The organism is Bifidobacterium sp. RTP21102st3_E2_RTP21102_210122 (genome assembly GCF_040916945.1).
Taxonomy (GTDB): domain Bacteria; phylum Actinomycetota; class Actinomycetes; order Actinomycetales; family Bifidobacteriaceae; genus Bifidobacterium; species Bifidobacterium longum.
This window is the reverse complement of sequence record NZ_JBCPAN010000003.1, coordinates 156,745-176,039: the sequence shown is the minus strand read 5'-3', so window position 1 is coordinate 176,039 and position 19,295 is coordinate 156,745. Positions and strand designations below refer to the sequence as shown.

The window sequence follows — 19,295 nt, the reverse complement described above, 5'->3', positions numbered from 1 at the left end:
CACGCATAAAACATATGACAACGTGCTCACCTCAAACGCCAATTACGGAAATTCTCGGTAAGCACGATGTCATTATCAGCGACGTCTTCGATCAGGTATCGATCTTGGAGCGGTCGAAATCGTCGGCGTTGTCGACGATGAACTGCTTGCGCGGCGGCACGTCGTCGCCCATCAGCAGGCTGAAGATCTCGGATGCCTGGGCGGCGTCCTCCATGCGGATGCGGCGCAGCATACGCGTGCGCGGGTCCATGGTGGTGTCCGCCAGCTGGTCGGCATCCATCTCGCCCAGACCCTTGTATCGCTGGATGTCGTCGTTGTAACCGATGTGCTTCTTGTCGAGGTCGGCCAGTTTGCCGGCCAGCTCGTCATCGGAATACGTGTAGATGTATTCGCCCTTGTGCGAGCCGGTCAACGCGATGCGGTGCAGCGGCGGCACTGCGGCATACACGTAGCCGTGTTCGATAAGCGGCCGCATGTACCGGTAGAACAGCGTCAGCAACAGGATACGGATGTGCGCGCCGTCCACATCGGCATCGGTCATCATGATGATCTTGTGGTAGCGCGACTGTTCGATGTCAAAGCTCTGGCCTGAGCCGGCGCCCACCACCTGGATGATGGCCGCGCATTCCTTGTTGGAGAGCATCTGCGTAATCGACGCCTTCTGCACGTTCAGAATCTTGCCTCGAATCGGCAGCAGCGCTTGGAAACCGGCGTTGCGGGCGGCCTTGGCGGTACCGAGTGCGGAATCACCCTCGACGATGAACAGTTCGGCCACGTCGTCATTGCCCGGCTGGCAGTCGGAGAGTTTGGCCGGCATCGAGGCGGATTCGAGCGCGTTCTTGCGGCGCGTGACCTCCTTGGCCTTGCGCGACTGGATGCGTGCGTGCATTTCGCCGACGATCTTCTCCAGCACGCGGCCGGATTGTTCCTTGTATCCGCGTTTGGAGCCGGTGATCATCTCGCCGAATTGCTTGTCGGTGAGCCGGGTGACGATCGGCTTGACCTGCGCGGTGCCAAGCACGTCCTTGGTCTGGCCTTGGAACTGAGGTTCGGCCACGCGTGCGGTGACCACGGCCACGAGTCCGGCTTGGATGTCGTCGCGCTCCACCTTCATGGCGGAGTCCTTCATGTTCACCTTGAGCTTGCGGGCGTTGTCTTCCACCGCCTTGCGAATCTGCTTGGTGATGGCGTTCATGAAACCGTCCACGTGAGTACCGCCGCCGGGCGTCTCCACGATGTTCACGAAGCTCATGATTGTGGTGTCGTAGCCGTTGACCCATCGCAGGGCGATGTCCACGCCGCAGGTGCGTTCGATTTCCTGGGCGTGCAGTTCACCGCCTTCGCCCACGGCCTGGGTCTCCTCCTTATAGGTGCCCTCGCCTTGGATGCGCCAGATGTCGGAGATCGGCTCGCCTTTGGATAGGAAGTCGACGAAGTCCTTGACGCCGCCGGTGTGCAGGAATTCCACGACGCGCGGGTGCGCGGGCTGCTCGCCGAACGCGCCATCGACGACCTGGTCGCCGGCCGTCAGCGAGAAGTCCTCCTCGGACAGGCTCTCGGTACTGTCGGCTTGAGCCTCGGTGGAGTCGTCGAAGAGTTCGGCATCGTTGGACGAGACGTCCAAAGCCGGGGCCTGGTCTTGCGCAGGTTCGACTGCGTCGGCATCAATGGCTTCGGCGGTGTCAGTCGCCGTTTCCGGTACGTTTTCGTCAACAATGGTGATTTTGAGGCCGGGCACCAGGAAGCTGGTCTGGCGCACGCGGTCGATGAGCTGTTCGTATGAGAATTCGGCGGTTTTGTTGAAAATCTCCGGATCATACCAGTAGCGAATACGGGTACCAGTGGTTTTGGGAGATACCTTGCCGATGATTTCCAGCTCGGTGGGTCGGTTCTTGCGAGTGCGCTTGAACGGGGAATCGGGAGACGGATTGGCCGGGTCGGCATCCGTGTATACGCCAGGGTGACCTTGGTGGAAGGTCATGTGGTGCGTCTTGCCGTCACGATCCACTTCGACGTCCAGTCGGGAGCTCAGGGCATTGACCACGGAGGAGCCCACGCCGTGCAGGCCACCGACGGCGTTATAAGACGAGTTGCCGAACTTGGCACCGGCATGCAGTTTGGTCAGTACGACCTCCACGCCGGACAGGCCGGTTTTCGGTTCCTTATCCACCGGAATGCCTCGGCCATTGTCCGCGACTTCCACGGAACCGTCGGTGTGCAGGGTGACCACGATATCGTTGCAGAAGCCGGCCAAGGCCTCATCCACAGAGTTATCGATGATCTCCCACAGGCAGTGCATAAGACCCTGCGAGTCGGTGGTGCCGATGTACATGCCCGGACGCTTGCGCACCGCATCCAAGCCCTCAAGAACAGCTAGGTCCTTGGCGCCGTATTCTTCTTTGGGCATACAGTCCTATTTTTCTCTTCAAATGCTTGGCTCCCCTCACAGAGGGGAGCCAGATGATCATTGATCCAGGAAGTCGCGCAGGGTCTGCGAACGGGACGGGTGGCGCAGCTTGGACATGGTCTTGGACTCGATCTGACGGATGCGTTCACGGGTCACGCCATACACACGGCCGATGTCGTCCAGCGTCTTCGGCTGGCCGTCTTCAAGGCCATAGCGCATCTTGATGACGCCGGCCTCACGCGGAGACAGGGTTTCCAGCACCTGCTTGAACTGTTCCTGCAGCAGGGAGAAGGCCACGGCGTCGGACGGAGCGATGGCGTCGGTATCCTCAATGAGGTCACCGAACTCGGAATCGCCATCCTCGCCAAGCGGGGTGTGCAGGGAAATCGGCTCGCGGCCGTACTTCTGCACTTCCTGCACCTTCTCAACCGGCATATCCAGCTCGCGGGCCAGCTCGTCCGGCGTAGGTTCACGCCCCAGATCCTGCAGCATCTGGCGCTGTACACGGGACAGCTTGTTAATCACTTCGACCATGTGCACAGGCACGCGAATGGTGCGGGCCTGATCGGCCATGGCACGGGTGATGGCCTGACGAATCCACCACGTGGCGTAGGTGGAGAACTTGAAGCCCTTCTTCCAGTCGAACTTCTCGACGGCACGAATCAGACCAAGGTTGCCTTCCTGGATCAAATCAAGGAAGAGCATGCCGCGACCCGTGTAGCGCTTGGCGAGCGAGACCACAAGTCGTAGGTTGGCTTCCAGCAGATGGTCCTTAGCCTTCTTGCCGTCGGCGGCGGCCCACTTGAGTTCACGCTTGCGCTTGAACTCCATGCCTTCGCTTTCGGTGTCGAGCAGGTGCTGGGCGTACAGGCCGGCCTCGATGCGCTCGGACAGGTCGACTTCCTGCTCGGCATTCAGCAGGCTCACACGGCCGATCTGCTTCAGGTAGTCCTTGACCGGGTCGGCGGTTGCGCCGGCCGCAATCACACGACGCTTCGGATTGCCCGAGGGGATGATGTTCTCTTCCTCATCATCCGTGTCGGAGACCACGTAGGCACCCTTTTCCTTGGGCTGCTCGGGTGCCTTGGACTTGGCTTCTTCCTCGTCCTCGTCGTCTTCCACATCATCGTCGTCGGCATCGTCCTCATCGAGGTCTTCGTCGTCGGCATCGTCTTCGTCAACGTCGTCAAGATCCTCGTCGAGGTCGTCAACGTCCAAATCGTCGTCGTTGACCTCGGCATCGTCATCAAGCTCGTCATCGACCTGAGTGTCCTCGTCTTTGACGAGCTCATCGTCCTTGGCCTTCTTCGCGGTTTTCTTCGCAGCGGACTTGCGCGTGGTCTTTTTCGAGGGCTCTGCGGACTTGGACTTCTTGGCGGAAGTCTTGCGTGCGGTGGTCGTAGAGCTGGCCTTCTTCTTGGTCTCGGTCTCCTCGCTGGACTCGGCTGTCTGCTTGGTTGCCGTCGTTTCCTTCGTGGCCAAAACTGCTCCTCCTGATCTCTCGCCGTGAAGTGCATATACCACATGGGCCCACTTCTGGCAAGGGCAAATCGTCAACTATGTGAGTAAACCACCCTCCACGGACGATTATTCCCACATCGTTGCCCGACGTGTTGCCGATCACCACACGCTTTCCTTCCGCGCATCGCGCGTAAAACCTCGGAAATCCGCCGTTTCTGTTCACTCAGCCCGAGCACCATGCCGGTGCCACGCCTCGATCGGCGGCTGAGAATATCATCGCCGCCAGCGAACAATCCTCATCGAGCAGCAGGCATCGCAAGGCGAACACCATTGCTCGCGGATCGCCCAGCCACCATAAGGTGTAGGCGATTACGGCCAATGGCTGTATGCAGTACGGCACCGGTGAGGCTTCGGCGATATCGAGCAACATACCGATGCCGGCATGGCAACGCTCCTTATCCGGCATCATGCCTTCATCCTCGAATGCGCAAGTCAGCAGCTCGCCCATTCGTGTTCTCGTACGCGCCAGATGCGGTCGCGCCGCGAATTCCATAAGCCATGACTTGGGGCAACGGCTTTCATCAATAACCAACGAGAGAATCAGCGCATCACGAATCGATAAGGTCTCACGCATGCCCACCGCAAACGCGGCCATCGTCTCTCGGCCTAGGTCGGTGTTCCCGGCATCAAGACAAGACAGCCATTCGTCCAATGGTTCGGCCACCCAGTCGGCATTAGCCTGTTGCGCGCCTCGAAGTCGTCGATCATTGCGAAATTCCTGTGATCTCGTCTCCAACTCGTCAAAGCCAAAGGGCTCCGTCTGCTCGGCGGCGTGCCGTTTGGCGTGTCGGCTCTTACGCGGCTTGTGCGGCGTGTTGTTGTTCATCATGTCCTCCTTGACTAATGGTGTGCAATCTATTGGTGTTGTGGTGCGCGCCGAGCCGGATAGCTCATGCGCCGAGGGGGTGTGTGCCCACTATGGCTGAAAACGCCGTATGACGCAGGAAAAAACGACCATTGTGGTTCTAGCTTCAAAACCCTTGATTCCCAACGTTCTTGTGTTCTTCAAACCCTGTGGATAAGTTATTAGGCATGTGCACAACTGCTAACAACCGCGAAATCATCGAGCCACGCATCATTCAGTTGGTGCGGGAACTGACTGCCGCCCCCGCCACCGACGAGGTTGCCGACGCCCTGAAACCGGTGATGGAACAGGTTGTGGACCAAGCCGCCTCCTCCAGCCAAGGAGGCAAACGACTGCGTGCGCTGCTCGCATTGGACGCCTTCGATATTCTTGCCGGCGACGTGACGCCTGATCGGCGTGACGCCATGATCGACCTGGCCTGCGCCATTGAAGTGTTTCAGACGGCCGCACTGGTGCATGACGACATCATCGACGAATCCGATCTGCGCCGGGGCAAGCCTTCCGCACATCATGCCTTGGAACAGGCCGTACACAGCGGTGCCATAGGCCGTGGCTTGGGCCTGATGCTCGGCGACATTCTGGCCACCGCCTGCATTGAAATCACACGCCGATCCGCCAGCCGTCTTCCCAACACCGATGCCCTGAACGAGGCGTTTCTTACCATGCAACGCGAGGTGGAAATCGGCCAGGTACTGGACTTGGCCGTCGAGATGACCCCACTGTCCAATCCCGAAGCTCTGGCGAACGCCTCATTGAACGTATTCCGCTGGAAGACAGCCAGTTACACCACCATCGCTCCACTGCTGCTTGCACTGCTGGCCGCAGGAGAGAGCCCGGATCAGGCCAGGCATTGCGCGTTGGCCGTCGGCCGGCCGCTCGGACTGGCGTTCCAACTGGCGGATGACCTGTTGGATGTCGTCGGATCAAGCCGCAATACCGGAAAACCAGTTGGCGGAGACATCCGAGAAGGCAAACGCACAGTGCTGTTGGCTGATGCTCTGTCTGCGGCAGATACGGCGGATAAGGCCGATCTGATTGCCATCTTCGAAGAAGATTGTCGCAATGACAACCAGGTGGCCCGCACCATTGAACTGTTCACGTCGACCGGTGCTCTTGATCGATCCCGCGAGCGCATCGCTGCCCTATGGGGTGAGTCCCGTAAGGCGATTGCCGGTCTTGAGCTGAATTCCGAAGCGCAACGCCGTCTGACCGAGGCTTGTGCGCGATTCGTCCCCGAATCCTTGCGATAGTCCACAATGCGAGCCGCCGGACCATGAGACCATGAACACCGGTGAAAACCCGTGAAAACTATGCGCTGATGCTCCGGCCGCGTAACCGGGGCCATGTACACTGAACATGTTTAGTCGTGATTAAAGGAACCGTACGATACAACATGAGTGAGAACGAGCCCGCACAGATGATTGAGGGACGCTACCGCATCGTGCGCAATATCGCCGAGGGTGGTATGGCCACCGTGTATGAGGCCATCGATGAGCGTCTGGGGCGCACCGTGGCGATTAAGGTCATGCACACACAACTCGCCAAAGGCCCGCATCGGGAGCAGTTCGTCGAACGGTTCCGCCGCGAGGCCAATTCGGCCGCGTCCATCGCCAACCCGCACATCGTTCAGGTGTATGACACCGGCGAGTTCAATGGACTTGATTTTCTGGTCATGGAATATGTGCATGGCGTCAATCTGCGGCATGAGATGAACGCCCAAGGCACATTCTCCGTACGTGAGACGCTGCGCGTGGTCGCGGAGACGCTGGATGGTCTGGCTTCCGCACATCGCGCCGGCGTGGTTCACCGTGACATCAAGCCCGAGAACATTTTGATCAATGATCGCGGCCATGTGCAGATCACTGATTTCGGTCTGGCCAAGGCCGCCAGCCAGGCCACATTGAGCTCCACCGGCATGCTATTGGGCACCGCCGCTTATCTGGCTCCCGAAATGATCGAGAACAATCAGGCCACCGCGCAAGGCGACCTGTATTCGGTGGGCATCATGGCATGGGAGATGCTGACCGGCAAGGTGCCGTTCGATTCGGATAATCCGGTGACGCTTGTTTTCAAGCATGTTCATGAGGACGTGCCGTCCGTGGCCACGGTCTGTCAGGGCATTGATCCGTCCGTGGCGGCGTTCATCGCCCATCTGACCGCGCGTCAGGTGGATGCTCGCCCCGCCGATGGCGCGGCAGCAGCTGAGGAATTGAGCCAGTTGGCCGCCAAATTGCCGCTGGAGGCGTGGCAATACCGTTTGCATGCCGAACCCATCGGAGGTGATCATACCGATGCCACCGCTGCAGCGCTGGTAGGCAATATCGCCGAGCAGGCCCCGCTGACCGGCGTACCTGCCGGTGCAGCAACGTTCAAGCCGTCCGTACCAGCGTTTTTGGCCGATGATGTCGCAAGCAATACCGTCGATACCGGTGGCGCCGCAGACGTCAATCCTCCGGCTCCTCCGGTCGCCCCCACCACGGCACTTGATTCGTCGACGCCAGCCGATGCTTCGGCTCCCCATAAGACGCAAATCATGGCACAGTCCGGCAGCGAGACACAAGTGCTGCCTCAGGCCGGCGATGCCTTCACCCGAGCGCTTGCCTTTTCCGATGAGCCGGACGTCGCTTCCAACGGCACCGGGCCAAAGAAGCAGCGCAGCAAAAAACCGCTCATCATCGTACTGGTGATCGTGCTGGTACTGGCTGCAATCGGCGGAACCGCCGGCTGGTGGTGGTTTGCCGGACCGGGCAGCTATTGGAGTGTGCCCAAGCCGGATGACGTGACCTGCGATGCGAATGCAAGCACCGAATGCTCGTTGGCCGGCGCGGATTGGGCCACGTATGAGAGCACGTTGAAGGCTCTCGGCATCCCCTACAAGACGCACAAGGAATACAGCGACGACGTGGCGGAAGGCAAGATCATCTCTTCTTCCGTGAACAAGACCAAGGCCGTTGTGAACAGCCGCATAAGCAAGCGAGCCAATCAGGAGCTTACGGTGGTGGTGTCCAAGGGCGTGCGGATGACCACCATCCCGAAGGATATTCTCGACGCGAATTCGGCCAATGGCAAGGACCCGTTGAACGCGCTCAAGAAGGCCGGCTTCGATAATGTCAAGCATGACGAGTCGAAGGATGAGTATTCGATGGACACGCCGCAGGGTGTGGCATTGACGATCTCCCCTGATCCCGGTACCACGGCCAAGCACAACGATGAGGTGACGGTTACTTTGAGCAAGGGACCGATGCCGGTGACCATGCCTAACATCGTCGGTAAGACCCAGGATGAGATGCAAGCCGCGCTCGGCGAGTTGAAACTCACGGCCAATGTCACCGAACAGTACGATGACAAGGTCGAGGCCGGTCAAGTCATTTCCGCGTCTCAGGAAGCCGGAGCCCAGCTGAAGTGGGGCGATAGCGTGGACGTGGTGATTTCCAAGGGTCCGGAGATGGCGACGATACCGTCCGGCCTTGTCGGCAAACAGGAAAGCGCCGTAACCAAGACACTTGAAGGTCTCGGGTTCGAGGTGAAAACCGACAAGGTGCTCGGTGGCCTGTTCGGCACGGTACGTACCGTGAAAAGCGGCGATACGGACCTATCCAACGGCGGCAAGATTCGCTTGCGCGACGCCAACGGCAACCCCACCGTCATCACCCTCACCATCGTGTGAGATTTGAATGAGGCTCCCTCTGTCTTCAGATGAGGGAGCCTCATTTGTTAATTACTTTTCGGCTTCTTCAGCGGCCTGCTGGGCCTTGAGCTCGGCCTTGACCTTCTGGGCGTATTCGTTCACGAATTCCTGACCGCTCATTTTCTGGATTGCGGTGGAAACACGATCGGTCAGCGAACGCAAATCATCATGTGTAATTTCATCAGCCGGCTTCTTCGCAACCTCAATCGGCTTGCCATACAACACCTTGGTCTTGCCCTTCTTGGGAATCGACGTGCCAATCGGCTGCAGCTTGTCCGAGCCGATGATGGCGGTCGGAACAATCGGGCAACCGGTCTCGAGCGCAAGTCGTGCGGCACCGGTGTGTCCCTTGTACAGTCGACCGTCTGGGCTGCGCGTGCCTTCAATGTGGATACCGAACAGGTGCCCATCCTCGATAATCTCGCGTGCATGCTCGAGTGCGCCAAGCGACTTGCTGCCACCGGAACGATCAACCGGGAACACGCCCACGGACGTGAACCACCACTTCTTGAACTTGCCCTTCAATCCCTTGCCCTCGAAGTATTCGGCTTTGCCCATGAAGTGCACCATGCGCGGGCAGGTAATCGGAATCAAAGCATCGTCAATCACCGCCAGATGGTTGGCTGCGATAATCGCGCCACCCTCTCGAGGCACGTTATTCAGTCCGCTGACAGCAGGGCTCAAACGATGATGAGCAATAGGGCCGAGACCTTTGACGAAGAACCAGTAGAGCACTTGGCATTCCTCCCGCAGACGAACTAGCCATTGGCCGGTCGCCTGATTAGAGTGACAGTTATGACTGAGAACCAGAATAGCAATGCCGACGGAGAGCGGCCAACCCCCACGCCGGGCAACGGACAGGATTCCGATACTTCGTCCAAGTCGTCGACTCCCGGTGCCGCCGGACCGGCCACGAATGGTGCCGATACACCGCAATCGCATGACATGAACGATTTGGATGCGGCGTGGGCCGCGTTCGAAGCCGAGCATCAGGCCGACTTGCATGACGTGGCTTCCTCCAGGCAGGCCAAAAAGTTCGAGAAGCAGGCCAAGAAACGCGAGAAGGAAGCACTGCTTTCCGTAGATGACTTGGATATCGGCTCGTTCACCGATGATGCTCGCCCGAGCCGTGGCGGCAAAAAAGGCAAGCAGTCAGGCCCCCGTGATTTCACCGGCTCCAGCTGGCTGGATACCGATAATGTGATGGACGCCTATGATGATGGCGGCTTCACTCCCCCGAACCCTGATCTTGGTCCGGTCAAAGCATCTACGGTACTGCTGACGGCGTTGCTCATCATCGGTCTCGCAGGCGAAACGGTGATGATATTCGTTCCCGGCTTGAACGCGATTCCTCTCTTAGGCGCGCTGCTCAATATTCTCTTCGGGCTGGGCGTCATTTTGGGTCTGGGCGGATTGGTGGCCAAAATCCTCAACCGCAAAGACCGCCCCGGTGATCAGGGTGGCTATTACGACGACGGCGCGAGGGTGTAGTTCGCGTAGGTTGTGTAGTCCTTGGCTCCCCTCTCTGAGGCCGAGCCGTTAAGCAAACAGCCCAGTGGGCTGTTTGTAGGCGAGGTGTGAGCGATAGCGAACCAATGTATCACAGGCGTAGCTCGTCCGTAATTGCGGCCGAGCCAAGATAGGTCACGAATTGAAGTCGATGGACTCCTGTAACTCGGCAATCATGGCCTTGATGCGGGCGTCGCCTCCCCACCAGTTGAGACGGATCGTCACGTCCCCTTTGGCCGGCACAACCGGCACATCAGCGGCACCAACCGAAGTGCCGCGCGTCGCAGTCACGCACAAGGCCACGGCCGCCATAACAGTCGCCATATAGACACATAAGCCCCCCTCATCAGAGGAGGCTGAGTACGGTGTATCACGCCTTGGACTTGGCGGTTTCGATCCACTTGTCGAACAGGGCTTCGGCCTTGCCGGAATCGACGGTTTCCTCGGCCAGCTTGTAGGCTTCGGCGAAACGCTCGGCCAGTGTGCCGTTGCCGACCAGATTGCCGTCGGCCACGATGGCGGAGGCGGCGTTGAGCAGTGCGGTGGTGCGGGACGGAATGTCCTTGCCGGCCAGGAAGTCCTTGAATGCGTTGGCGTTGACGTCCGGAACGCCGCCCTTGAGCTGTTCGACGGTAATCTTGGCCAAGCCCAGATCCACGGTCGGGTCGAACTCGGTTTCGGTGACCTTGCCGTCGCGAATCTCCCAGACGGAAACCGGGCCGGTGGGGGCGAGCTCATCCATGCCCTCATGCGAAGTGTAGACCAAGCCGGACTGACCACGGCTGGCGTAGACGGCAGCCATGATCGGGCTCACCTTGCGGTTGGCGCAGCCGATGGCCACGTGTGCCGGGTTGGCGGGGTTGGTCAACGGTCCCAGGATGTTGAAGACGCACGGAATGCCGAGCGCGGCACGAATCGGGCCCACGAAGCGCATGGCCGGGTGGAAGGTGCGGGCGAACGCGAAGGTGATGCCCACCTCGTCGCCCACTTCGCCGACGGCCTCCGGCTTCAAATCCAGCGGCAGGCCGAGGTCTTCGAGCACATCGGCGGCACCGCACTTCGAGGATGCAGCGCGGTTGCCGTGCTTGACGATCTTCACGCCGGCTGCAGCGGCGGCCACGGAGCCCATGGTGGACAGGTTCACGGTGGCGAAGCCGTCACCACCGGTGCCCACGATGTCGGTGGTCCCACCGGAAACGTTCAGCGGCACGGCGTGGGAGACCATGGCCTTGGCGGCACCACGCACCTCGTCGGCGGTCAGTCCCAGCTGCTGCTGCATAGCGAGCGCGGCACCCACGGCGGCCGGATTGGCGTTACCTTGCATCAGGTCGTCCACGAACCACTCCGATTCCTCAGCAGTAAGGTGGTCTCCCCCGACCAGCTTGGTGAGAATCGACTTCCATGTGATCTCGGCCATGATGCCCTCCTTGGCGTTTCCTACGCCGTGTGATGTATGTTCGCCGCTCATTGTAATGGTTCGTCATTTCAAGGCCCTGAATCTTCCATATTGCAAAATATGGCGCTATTGCTGTTTTCGTGGATGTCGGTTCGTCGTCGAGCCGTTGGTTTCGTAAGCGTGAGGGGCGTTCCCGCGTATTCTGTTTTCCGACCAAAGAAATGAATCACGAAGAACGCCTGAGCAAAAGCCCATTCACCGGATTGCCGAACGTCAAAGGCACGGTTGCAGAGGATGCGCGGATCACGGATTCGCCGCCGCGTTCCGAACCCGTGCTCGAGATCCGGGTGCGTCCACGTGCGGGTATGCTCCGATGCTCCCGATGCGGAAGGAGGCGCCGCGGGCATGACCAGGGCGGCGGCGTGCGGCGTCGTGGTCGCTTCCGTGCCGTGGGCCGAGCCGGGCAGCCGGTCCACACGCGATTTCGAATCGGAACGCGCGTGGCCGATGAGCGTCGCGAACCAGAAGACCGTAAGCGGTTTTCCGCACGTCGCGTGGCGCGCCGCCGGAAGACGCCGCCCATAGGGTCGCCGAACGGTTGAAAGCGTCGATGCCGTCTCCGTTCGGCGGCCTCACGTCGATCGGCGTGGACGAGACCGGCTACCGCAAAGGCCACACGTGCATCACCGTGGTCGTCGACCACGAACGGCATCGGGCGATATAGGCGCACGACGGGTACGGCAGGGACGTGTTCGGCCTGTTCTTCCAAACGTTGACGCCCGAACAGCGCGCCTCCATCAGGGTCGTCGCCGGGGACGGGGCCCGGTGGATCGACTCATGCGTGCATGAGTGGTGCCCGAACGCCGAACGCGCGCCCGACGGGTTCCACATCGTCAGTTGGACGAGCGACGCGCCCGACAACCCACGAAAACAGCAGAAGCCTCTTTTTTGTGCTATCCCGTAAAACTGCGGGACGGCAGCTCATTTTCGCCGTTTGAGCCGTGCCGTCCCACATCACCCTTTGCGGACCGTGACACCATAACACCGAGAATGGCGGAATTTCAACGATTCCGTAATTCGTACTGCGGGACGCCACGCTAGTCAATCGATTGACACTCGTGCCATCCCGCAACAGTGTGGGATACGACGTCAAAATCCGCGAAAATCGCGTGCCGTCCCGCGCGTACGGCACCGCACGAATACATGCTGATGAACCGCATAGAAAATGGCTCCCCGTGTGGGGAGCCATGAGCTAGTTACTAACTAGCGATGCGTCACTTCTCGTTCTGGCCGTGGCACATCTTGTACTTGCGGCCGGAACCGCACGGGCACGGGGCGTTCTTGCCAGTGCCAGGGAAGGTGCGGCCGTCGGCCCACGGCGTCTTGAGCTCTTCGCTCTTCGGACGCTTGGAAACCGGGACCTTGCCTTCGGCGTGGCTGATCGGAGCCGGTCCGGCAACAGGCAGCGTGGACTCGCCGGCCCCGGAGGCGGCTGCGGATTCGGCGATCGCCTGCTTGGCGTCCGTATCCTCGTCCTCTTCCTCGACTTCGCCCTCGGCGGCCTCGACCACGGATTCGCCGTTCTCGTCGGGGCCGGAGGCCACGGCGATGGTGTCGGCGCTTTCGGCGGTCTCCTCGACCTCGTCAACGGCCTCGTCGGTGGTGGCGACCTGCTTGATGTCGATGTGGAACAGCAGCTGGACGGTCTCCTCCTTAATGGCCTCGATCATGGAGTTGTACATCTGGTAGCCTTCGCGCTGGTATTCGACCAGCGGGTCGCGCTGGCCCATGCCACGCAGGCCGATGCCGTCCTTGAGGTAATCCATCTCGTAAAGGTGCTCGCGCCACTTGCGGTCGAGCACGGCGAGCACCACGCGGCGTTCGAGATCGCGCAAGCCGGTCTCGCCGATGGTCTCCTCCATTTCGCCGTACTGCTGCCTGGCGTCCTCGACGATCAGGTCGCGCACGGCCTCGACGGCCTTCGCACCCTTGAGGCCGCCGACGATCTTCCTGACCTCGTCTTCGTCGACCTTGGTGGGGATCACGGTGTTGAGCGCCTTGAACAGGCCCTCCCAATCCCAGTCCTTCGGTTTCTCGGATCCCTTGTTGGCACCCTTGATGTAGGACTCGACGGTGTCGGAAATGAAACGCAGGATGTCCTTGTGGATGTCTTCGCCCTTGAGCACGGCCTGGCGCTCGGAGTAGATGACGGTACGCTGCTTGTTCATCACGTCGTCGTACTTCAGCACGTTCTTACGAATCTCGTAGTTGCGGGATTCGACGGCCTTCTGTGCGGTGCGCACGCCCTTGGTCACGGACTTGGCCTCGATCGGCTGGCCTTCCTCCATGCCCTTGGCCATGACCTGGGCCACCAGCTGGGTGTTGAACAGACGCATCAGATCGTCTTCCAGCGACAGGTAGAAGCGGGACTCGCCTGGATCGCCCTGACGGCCGGAACGACCGCGCAGCTGGTTGTCGATTCGACGGGACTCGTGGCGCTCGGTGCCGAGCACGTACAGGCCGCCCAGCTCCTTGACTTCCTCGTGCTCGTCCTTGACCTGGGCCTTGATCTCGTTCAGGGTGCCCGGCCAACGCTTCTCGTACTCTTCCGGGGTGTCTTCCGGAGAGTAGCCCTCGGACTTCAGCTTGGCGTCGGCAAGGAACTCGACGTTACCGCCGAGCATGATGTCGGTACCACGGCCGGCCATGTTGGTGGCCACGGTGACGGCTCCCTTGCGGCCGGCGACGGCGACCACGGCGGCTTCCTTCTCATGCTGCTTGGCGTTCAGGACCTGGTGAGGGATCTTGGCCACGTCGAGCAGGGTGGAGACCACTTCGGAGCTTTCCACGGAAGCGGTACCGAGCAGCACCGGCTGACCCTTGGCGTGACGCTTGGCCACGTCCTTGACGATGGCGGCCAGCTTCTCCTTCTTGGTGCGGTAGATGAGGTCGTCCTGGTCCTTGCGGATCATCGGCTTGTTGGTCTTGATCGGCAGCACGCCCAGCTTGTAGGTGTTCATGAACTCGGCGGCCTCGGTTTCGGCCGTACCGGTCATGCCCGCGAGCTTGTCGTACATACGGAAGTAGTTCTGCAGGGTGATGGTGGCGAAGGTCTGGTTCTCGGCCTTGACCTCCACGCCTTCCTTGGCCTCGATGGCCTGGTGCAGACCCTCGTTGTAGCGGCGGCCCGGCAGGATACGGCCGGTGTGCTCGTCGACGATGAGCACCTCGCCCTGGGTGACGACGTAGTCCTTGTCACGCAGGAACAGTTCCTTGGCCTTGATGGCGTTGTTGAGGTAGCCGATCAGGGCGGTGTTGGCCGGCTCATACAGGTTGTCGATGCCGAGGAAGTCCTCGACCTTGGTGATGCCCGGGTCCAGGATGCCGACGACCTTCTTCTTCTCGTCGACGTCGTAGTCCTCGTCGCGGGTGAGCTTCAGCACCAGCTTGGCGAACTGACGGTACCAGCGGGTCACGTCGCCTTCGGCCGGGCCGGAGATGATAAGCGGGGTACGGGCCTCATCGATGAGGATGGAATCGACCTCATCGACGATGGCGTAGTGGTGACCGCGCTGCACGAGGTCGGCCTTCTCCCATGCCATGTTGTCACGCAGGTAGTCGAAGCCGAACTCGTTGTTGGTGCCGTAGGTGATGTCAGCGTTGTACTGCTTGCGGCGCTCCGGCGGCTTCTGCTCGGTGATGATGCAGCCGACGTTCATGCCGAGGAAACGGTAGATACGGCCCATCAGCTCGCTCTGGTAGCTGGCGAGGTAGTCGTTGACGGTGACCACGTGCACGCCCTTGCCTTCGAGAGCGTTCAGATAGGTGGGCAGGGTGGCGACCAGGGTCTTGCCTTCACCGGTCTTCATTTCGGCGATGTTGCCCCAGTGCAGGGCAGCACCGCCCATGAGCTGCACGTCGAAGTGACGCTGGCCAAGGGTGCGCTTGGAGACCTCGCGCACGGTGGCGAACGCCTCGGGCATGATCTCGTCCAGGCTCTTGCCGTTTTCGATTTCCTGCTTGAACTTCGGGGTTTGGGCCTTCAGATCCTCGTCAGAGAGGGCGGAGATCTCGTCCTCAAGAGCGTTCACGGCCTTGGCCACGTTCTCCAGCTTCTTGAGCTGGTGGCCTTCACCCATTCGCAGGGCTTTGTCAACAATATCGACCACTGGGTTCTCCCTTGACTGATAAGTGGTGGTGTCCGCGTACCAGAATAGCGCCTCGCACCGTCAGCAGTCGAATTTTTCGACCTTCTTACGAAAAAATGGACCGCCTCCATATTGGAAGCGGTCCATGCGGTATCAGCTGATCGTGTCAGCAGCCCTTACCCTCAGGCTTTCTTGACATTCTCCGGAGTATCGATTTCGAACACGCCGTAGCTCCAACCGTGACGGTGGTAGACGACGGACGGGCGTCCGGTCTCCTTGTTCACGAACAGGAAGAAGTCGTGTCCGATCAGTTCCATCTCGTACAGCGCCTCGTCGATGCTCATAGGCTCGGCGATGTGCAGCTTGCGACGGATGACAATCGGCGTATCCCCAACCTGGACCTCCACGGATTCGCCAGGGCCAAGATCGGAGGCGACCGCAGCCTGCGGGCTGTTGTTCGGCTCTTCCTCCGACACCTCCGGCTCGGGCTCCGGGGCGATAACACCCAGATCCACCGGGACCGGGTTCGCGTAACCACGACGGTGATCCTTGCGACGGTCACGAGTACGACGCAGACGCAGCGTCAACTTATCCAGCGCCATGTCCAGCGCACTGAATTCATCGGTGCTGGAAGCCTCCGCACGCACCACGGTACGTCCGGCGATAACGGTGATTTCCACGCGCTTGGCGGTATCGGCCTGACGCGGGTTGCCCTCATGGGTCAGCACGATCTGCGCGCGCTGAGCATCCGGGGCGATAGCGGTCACACGATTCATCTTGGTCTCGACCACATCACGGAACCTTTGCTTGACCTGCGTGTGGCGTCCGGTAACGACGATTTCCATGTTGACCTCCTCTAACTCAAGCGGTGTAACCCGCTATATGTGTTCCGAACGGCATCATCACCGACCGGGTATGTTTCATTGTAGACGAACAATGGGTGAACGGCCGGAAACTCGCCCAGAGAATATATGTTTATTCCCGGGCTTTTCTCTGCAATGAAACGATGTATATACTGGGGTTTTGGCAGCAGTCTCCTATAAGAAGATTTGATACCGGTTTATCAGGCTGGCTCGTTTGTTCGTCATGGTAAATACTGCAATGGATAGGCAGCGTTTTCTTGCTCTTTCTCGCACATACCAAGCTCTTACAGATTTGATTCGTCTCCATACGACACGCCACAACACGCCCGACACGCCCCATCCGATATTCGGCGCGTCGTTCACGAATCGCCCAACTATGCCCAACTATGGAGAAAACAGGATAACCGGGCAACGTCATGGCCTCACCGCAGGGCGGGATGCCGCCTTTTCCGCACCTTATGTATAATTGCAAGCTTGAGACCTCTTGATGGCCGCGGCCGTGATCTTCATTGGGATCGGCTGAGGAACTTCCGGGCTCCATAGAGCACGATGGCGGATAACGTCCGCCCAGGGTGACCTGAGAGATAGCGCAACAGAGAACAGACCGCCCGTCCTCGACGGGTAAGGGTGAAACGGCGGTGTAAGAGACCACCGGGCCTCTGGTAACAGTAGGTCGCATGGCAAGCCTCATCGGGAGCAAGGCCAAGCAGATGGCGGTAAGGGCTGCTCGCCCGTGTCATCGGGTAGGCTGCTAGAGCCTGGCGGTAACGTCAGGTCGAGATGGATGGCCATCCGTGCCGTGCGTTCGCGCACGGCACGACAGAACCCGGGGTATAAGAGGTCTCATTTTTTTCTTGGCTACACCAACAATGCGGTGGCGACTCGACGGAGGGTTTCGGGGCTGTGGCCTTTGCGGCCGCCGGCGGACCAAAGCCGACGCTGACGGACCCGACGATCGAGGCCATGGGTTTTGCGGGCTATTTGGCGGCCCAATTCCCATGCGGCATCTTCAAAGATGCCATTTTGTTCAGCTTCGTCACACACCTGTTCAGCCAGCTTGCGGTCCACACCTTTGCGAGCAAGTTCCATGACCGTACCACGACGGCCCATCATGCGACCGGCACAATAGCGTACGGCCGATTCGGCATAAGCGCCGTCGTCAATCAGTTGCACGCGAATCAGCCGTTCGATGACCTCGTCCACGATCGCCTCGCCGTACCCTTTGGCAAGCAATCGTTCGCGTAACGCACCGGATGCACGCGGGGCCGCGTCCAGCAAACGCAATGCAGCCTCGCGGCAAGCGTCCAAATCATTGGGATCTTCGACAACGGCAGCGTCTCTCCCCCGTCGAGAAAAACGTCCCGACGGTTTCGACTGAACATGCTGCTCGGCAATGGGCATGTCTTGCGACGCAACAGGATTGCGCCGCAAGAACGCTTCGGCACTAATCATGTTCAGGCCTTAGCTGTGCCGGCCTTGGCACGGGTCGTTTTGGCAGCAGGCGCCGCTGCGGCCTTGCTGTCCTTGGCCACGTCAGCCGCAGCAGCCTCGCTGACGGCGGCCGCTGCTGCGGCTTCGCCATCTTCCGCGAACTGATCGGCGGAACCGATCAGACCGAACTCGGCCTTGACCTTGTTCTCAATCTCCTCGGTGATGGCCGGGTTGTCCTTAAGGAACTGACGGACCTTCTCTCGTCCCTGACCGAGCTGATCACCCTCATAGGTGAACCACGAACCGGACTTCTTGACCACGCCAACCTGCTGGGCCATGTCGATCACCGAGCCCTCACGGGAAATGCCTTCACCGTAGAGCATGTCGAATTCGGCGGACTTGAAAGGCGGGGCCATCTTGTTCTTGACCACCTTGACGCGCGTGCGGTTGCCCACCGCTTCGTCGCCGTTCTTCAAGGTCTGGATGCGGCGGATGTCGAGACGCACGGAGGCGTAGAACTTCAGAGCTTTACCACCGGTGGTGGTTTCAGGGTTGCCGAAGAACACGCCGATCTTCTCACGCAGCTGGTTGATGAAGATGGCGGTGGTGCCGGCCTGAGCCAACGCGCCGGTCATCTTGCGCAGCGCCTGACTCATGAGTCGGGCCTGCAAACCAACATGGCTGTCTCCCATTTCGCCTTCGATTTCGGCCTTCGGCACCAAAGCGGCGACCGAGTCGATGACGATGACGTCAAGCGCACCGGAGCGAATCAGCATGTCAGCGATTTCGAGGGCCTGCTCGCCGTTATCCGGCTGGGAGACGATGAGTGAGTCGGTGTCCACGCCGAGCTTGCGGGCGTAGGCCGGGTCGAGCGCGTGTTCGGCATCGATGTAGGCCGCCACGCCGCCCTTCTTCTGGGCATTGGCCACCACATGCAATGCGAGCGTGGTCTTACCGGATGATTCGGGGCCGTAGATCTCCACGATGCGGCCCTTGGGTAGGCCGCCGATGCCGAGCGCCATATCGAGAGCCAACGAACCGGTGGGAATCACCTCGACGTTCTGCTCGGGCTGGTCGCCCAGTCGCATTGCGGAACCTTTGCCAAAACTCTTCTCGACCTGCGCCAGCGCGGTGTCCAGCGCCGCCTTGCGCTTGGGATCGAGCTCGTGCTTGTCCTCGGCTGCCGGGTCCTTGGCCGGCTTGGTCTCAAGTGCCATGATCTTCTCCTTGTCGAAGTCGTGTGCGAATCGGATGCCTCCACCGTATGACGGACATGCCATGTGAGGCAATCCAAACCAACCATTGTGGTTCCAGCTTGCCCGAGCTTGGCCACCTGGCCTCCTTAAGCCCTACTGCGGTAAGGATTATGGCAGATGGCAAGCACCCTGTGCACACGTATGCGGCTTCTTGTCACTGTGGATAACTATAACCACACACACGAACATTTGTTCGAATTTGGCGTGCAAC

Annotated in this window: 14 protein-coding genes and 1 other RNA gene; 5 read left to right on the top strand and 10 right to left on the bottom strand. The window is 60.1% G+C overall.

The annotated features are described in order from the left end of the window. Positions 1–91: 91 nt before the first annotated feature. From AB5287_RS04585 to AB5287_RS04575, 3 genes are all read right to left on the bottom strand, one after another. The gene (locus AB5287_RS04585) at positions 92–2,407 is read right to left on the bottom strand and encodes a type IIA DNA topoisomerase subunit B (RefSeq protein WP_013140869.1); all 2,316 of its coding nucleotides are present in this window, start codon (positions 2,405–2,407) and stop codon (positions 92–94) included. Between the two features lie 57 nt (positions 2,408–2,464). Further along, positions 2,465–3,889, bottom strand: coding sequence for an RNA polymerase sigma factor (locus AB5287_RS04580; RefSeq protein ID WP_007055162.1), 1,425 nt, complete (start codon positions 3,887–3,889; stop codon positions 2,465–2,467). Positions 3,890–4,091: 202 nt separating this feature from the next. After that, on the bottom strand, positions 4,092–4,754 hold the full coding sequence (locus tag AB5287_RS04575) for a DUF4192 family protein (protein ID WP_007052659.1): 663 nt from the start codon (positions 4,752–4,754) through the stop codon (positions 4,092–4,094). 206 nt (positions 4,755–4,960) lie between these two features. On the opposite strand from AB5287_RS04575, the gene AB5287_RS04570 reads away from it, so the two are divergent. After that, positions 4,961–6,043 (top strand): polyprenyl synthetase family protein, encoded by a 1,083-nt coding sequence (locus AB5287_RS04570; protein WP_013410788.1) that lies wholly within the window; start codon positions 4,961–4,963, stop codon positions 6,041–6,043. Between the two features lie 143 nt (positions 6,044–6,186). Beyond that, on the top strand, positions 6,187–8,460 hold the full coding sequence (locus AB5287_RS04565; RefSeq protein WP_101011234.1) for a protein kinase: 2,274 nt from the start codon (positions 6,187–6,189) through the stop codon (positions 8,458–8,460). A gap of 51 nt (positions 8,461–8,511) precedes the next feature. Here the strand turns inward: AB5287_RS04565 and AB5287_RS04560 are convergent, their stop codons facing one another. Continuing rightward, the gene (locus tag AB5287_RS04560; RefSeq protein WP_007058769.1) at positions 8,512–9,216 is read right to left on the bottom strand and encodes a 1-acyl-sn-glycerol-3-phosphate acyltransferase; all 705 of its coding nucleotides are present in this window, start codon (positions 9,214–9,216) and stop codon (positions 8,512–8,514) included. A 60-nt stretch (positions 9,217–9,276) separates the two neighbouring features. On the opposite strand from AB5287_RS04560, the gene AB5287_RS04555 reads away from it, so the two are divergent. Next, the gene (locus AB5287_RS04555) at positions 9,277–9,972 is read left to right on the top strand and encodes a hypothetical protein (RefSeq protein ID WP_007058765.1); all 696 of its coding nucleotides are present in this window, start codon (positions 9,277–9,279) and stop codon (positions 9,970–9,972) included. A gap of 153 nt (positions 9,973–10,125) precedes the next feature. Here the strand turns inward: AB5287_RS04555 and AB5287_RS04550 are convergent, their stop codons facing one another. Together AB5287_RS04550 and trpD are read right to left on the bottom strand one after the other, a co-directional pair. Beyond that, positions 10,126–10,314, bottom strand: a complete 189-nt coding sequence (locus tag AB5287_RS04550) for a hypothetical protein (protein WP_007054484.1) — start codon at positions 10,312–10,314, stop codon at positions 10,126–10,128. A 46-nt stretch (positions 10,315–10,360) separates the two neighbouring features. Next, entirely contained in the window at positions 10,361–11,407 is a 1,047-nt protein-coding gene (gene trpD, locus AB5287_RS04545; protein WP_013582794.1) for an anthranilate phosphoribosyltransferase, read from the bottom strand. Between the two features lie 727 nt (positions 11,408–12,134). On the opposite strand from trpD, the gene AB5287_RS04540 reads away from it, so the two are divergent. Further along, positions 12,135–12,350, top strand: a complete 216-nt coding sequence (locus AB5287_RS04540; protein ID WP_007055155.1) for a transposase — start codon at positions 12,135–12,137, stop codon at positions 12,348–12,350. A gap of 310 nt (positions 12,351–12,660) precedes the next feature. On the opposite strand, the gene secA is transcribed toward AB5287_RS04540, so the two are convergent. Continuing rightward, positions 12,661–15,555 carry a preprotein translocase subunit SecA gene (gene secA / locus AB5287_RS04535; protein ID WP_007052649.1) on the bottom strand — a complete coding sequence of 965 codons (2,895 nt, stop codon included), beginning with the start codon at positions 15,553–15,555 and terminating at the stop codon, positions 12,661–12,663. 161 nt (positions 15,556–15,716) lie between these two features. Then, positions 15,717–16,379, bottom strand: coding sequence for a ribosome-associated translation inhibitor RaiA (gene raiA / locus AB5287_RS04530; protein ID WP_007052648.1), 663 nt, complete (start codon positions 16,377–16,379; stop codon positions 15,717–15,719). A 493-nt stretch (positions 16,380–16,872) separates the two neighbouring features. Between raiA and rnpB the strand changes: the two genes are divergently transcribed. Then, positions 16,873–17,247: RNase P RNA component class A (rnpB, locus tag AB5287_RS04525), an RNA gene on the top strand. Between the two features lie 8 nt (positions 17,248–17,255). On the opposite strand, the gene AB5287_RS04520 is transcribed toward rnpB, so the two are convergent. Together AB5287_RS04520 and recA are read right to left on the bottom strand one after the other, a co-directional pair. Then, positions 17,256–17,849, bottom strand: a complete 594-nt coding sequence (locus AB5287_RS04520) for a regulatory protein RecX (protein WP_368220757.1) — start codon at positions 17,847–17,849, stop codon at positions 17,256–17,258. Between the two features lie 2 nt (positions 17,850–17,851). After that, positions 17,852–19,045 (bottom strand): recombinase RecA, encoded by a 1,194-nt coding sequence (recA, locus tag AB5287_RS04515; protein ID WP_007052644.1) that lies wholly within the window; start codon positions 19,043–19,045, stop codon positions 17,852–17,854. Positions 19,046–19,295 lie beyond the last annotated feature (250 nt).

What these genes read in the sequence shown, in the direction of transcription:
- AB5287_RS04585 (WP_013140869.1), bottom strand. Translation starts at nt 2,407, where the DNA reads ATGCCCAAAGAAGAATACGGCGCCAAGGACCTAGCTGTTCTTGAGGGC.
- AB5287_RS04575 (WP_007052659.1), bottom strand. Translation starts at nt 4,754, where the DNA reads ATGAACAACAACACGCCGCACAAGCCGCGTAAGAGCCGACACGCCAAA.
- AB5287_RS04570 (WP_013410788.1), top strand. Translation starts at nt 4,961, where the DNA reads ATGTGCACAACTGCTAACAACCGCGAAATCATCGAGCCACGCATCATT.
- AB5287_RS04565 (WP_101011234.1), top strand. Translation starts at nt 6,187, where the DNA reads ATGAGTGAGAACGAGCCCGCACAGATGATTGAGGGACGCTACCGCATC.
- AB5287_RS04555 (WP_007058765.1), top strand. Translation starts at nt 9,277, where the DNA reads ATGACTGAGAACCAGAATAGCAATGCCGACGGAGAGCGGCCAACCCCC.
- AB5287_RS04550 (WP_007054484.1), bottom strand. Translation starts at nt 10,314, where the DNA reads ATGGCGACTGTTATGGCGGCCGTGGCCTTGTGCGTGACTGCGACGCGC.
- trpD (WP_013582794.1), bottom strand. Translation starts at nt 11,407, where the DNA reads ATGGCCGAGATCACATGGAAGTCGATTCTCACCAAGCTGGTCGGGGGA.
- raiA (WP_007052648.1), bottom strand. Translation starts at nt 16,379, where the DNA reads ATGGAAATCGTCGTTACCGGACGCCACACGCAGGTCAAGCAAAGGTTC.
- AB5287_RS04520 (WP_368220757.1), bottom strand. Translation starts at nt 17,849, where the DNA reads ATGATTAGTGCCGAAGCGTTCTTGCGGCGCAATCCTGTTGCGTCGCAA.
- recA (WP_007052644.1), bottom strand. Translation starts at nt 19,045, where the DNA reads ATGGCACTTGAGACCAAGCCGGCCAAGGACCCGGCAGCCGAGGACAAG.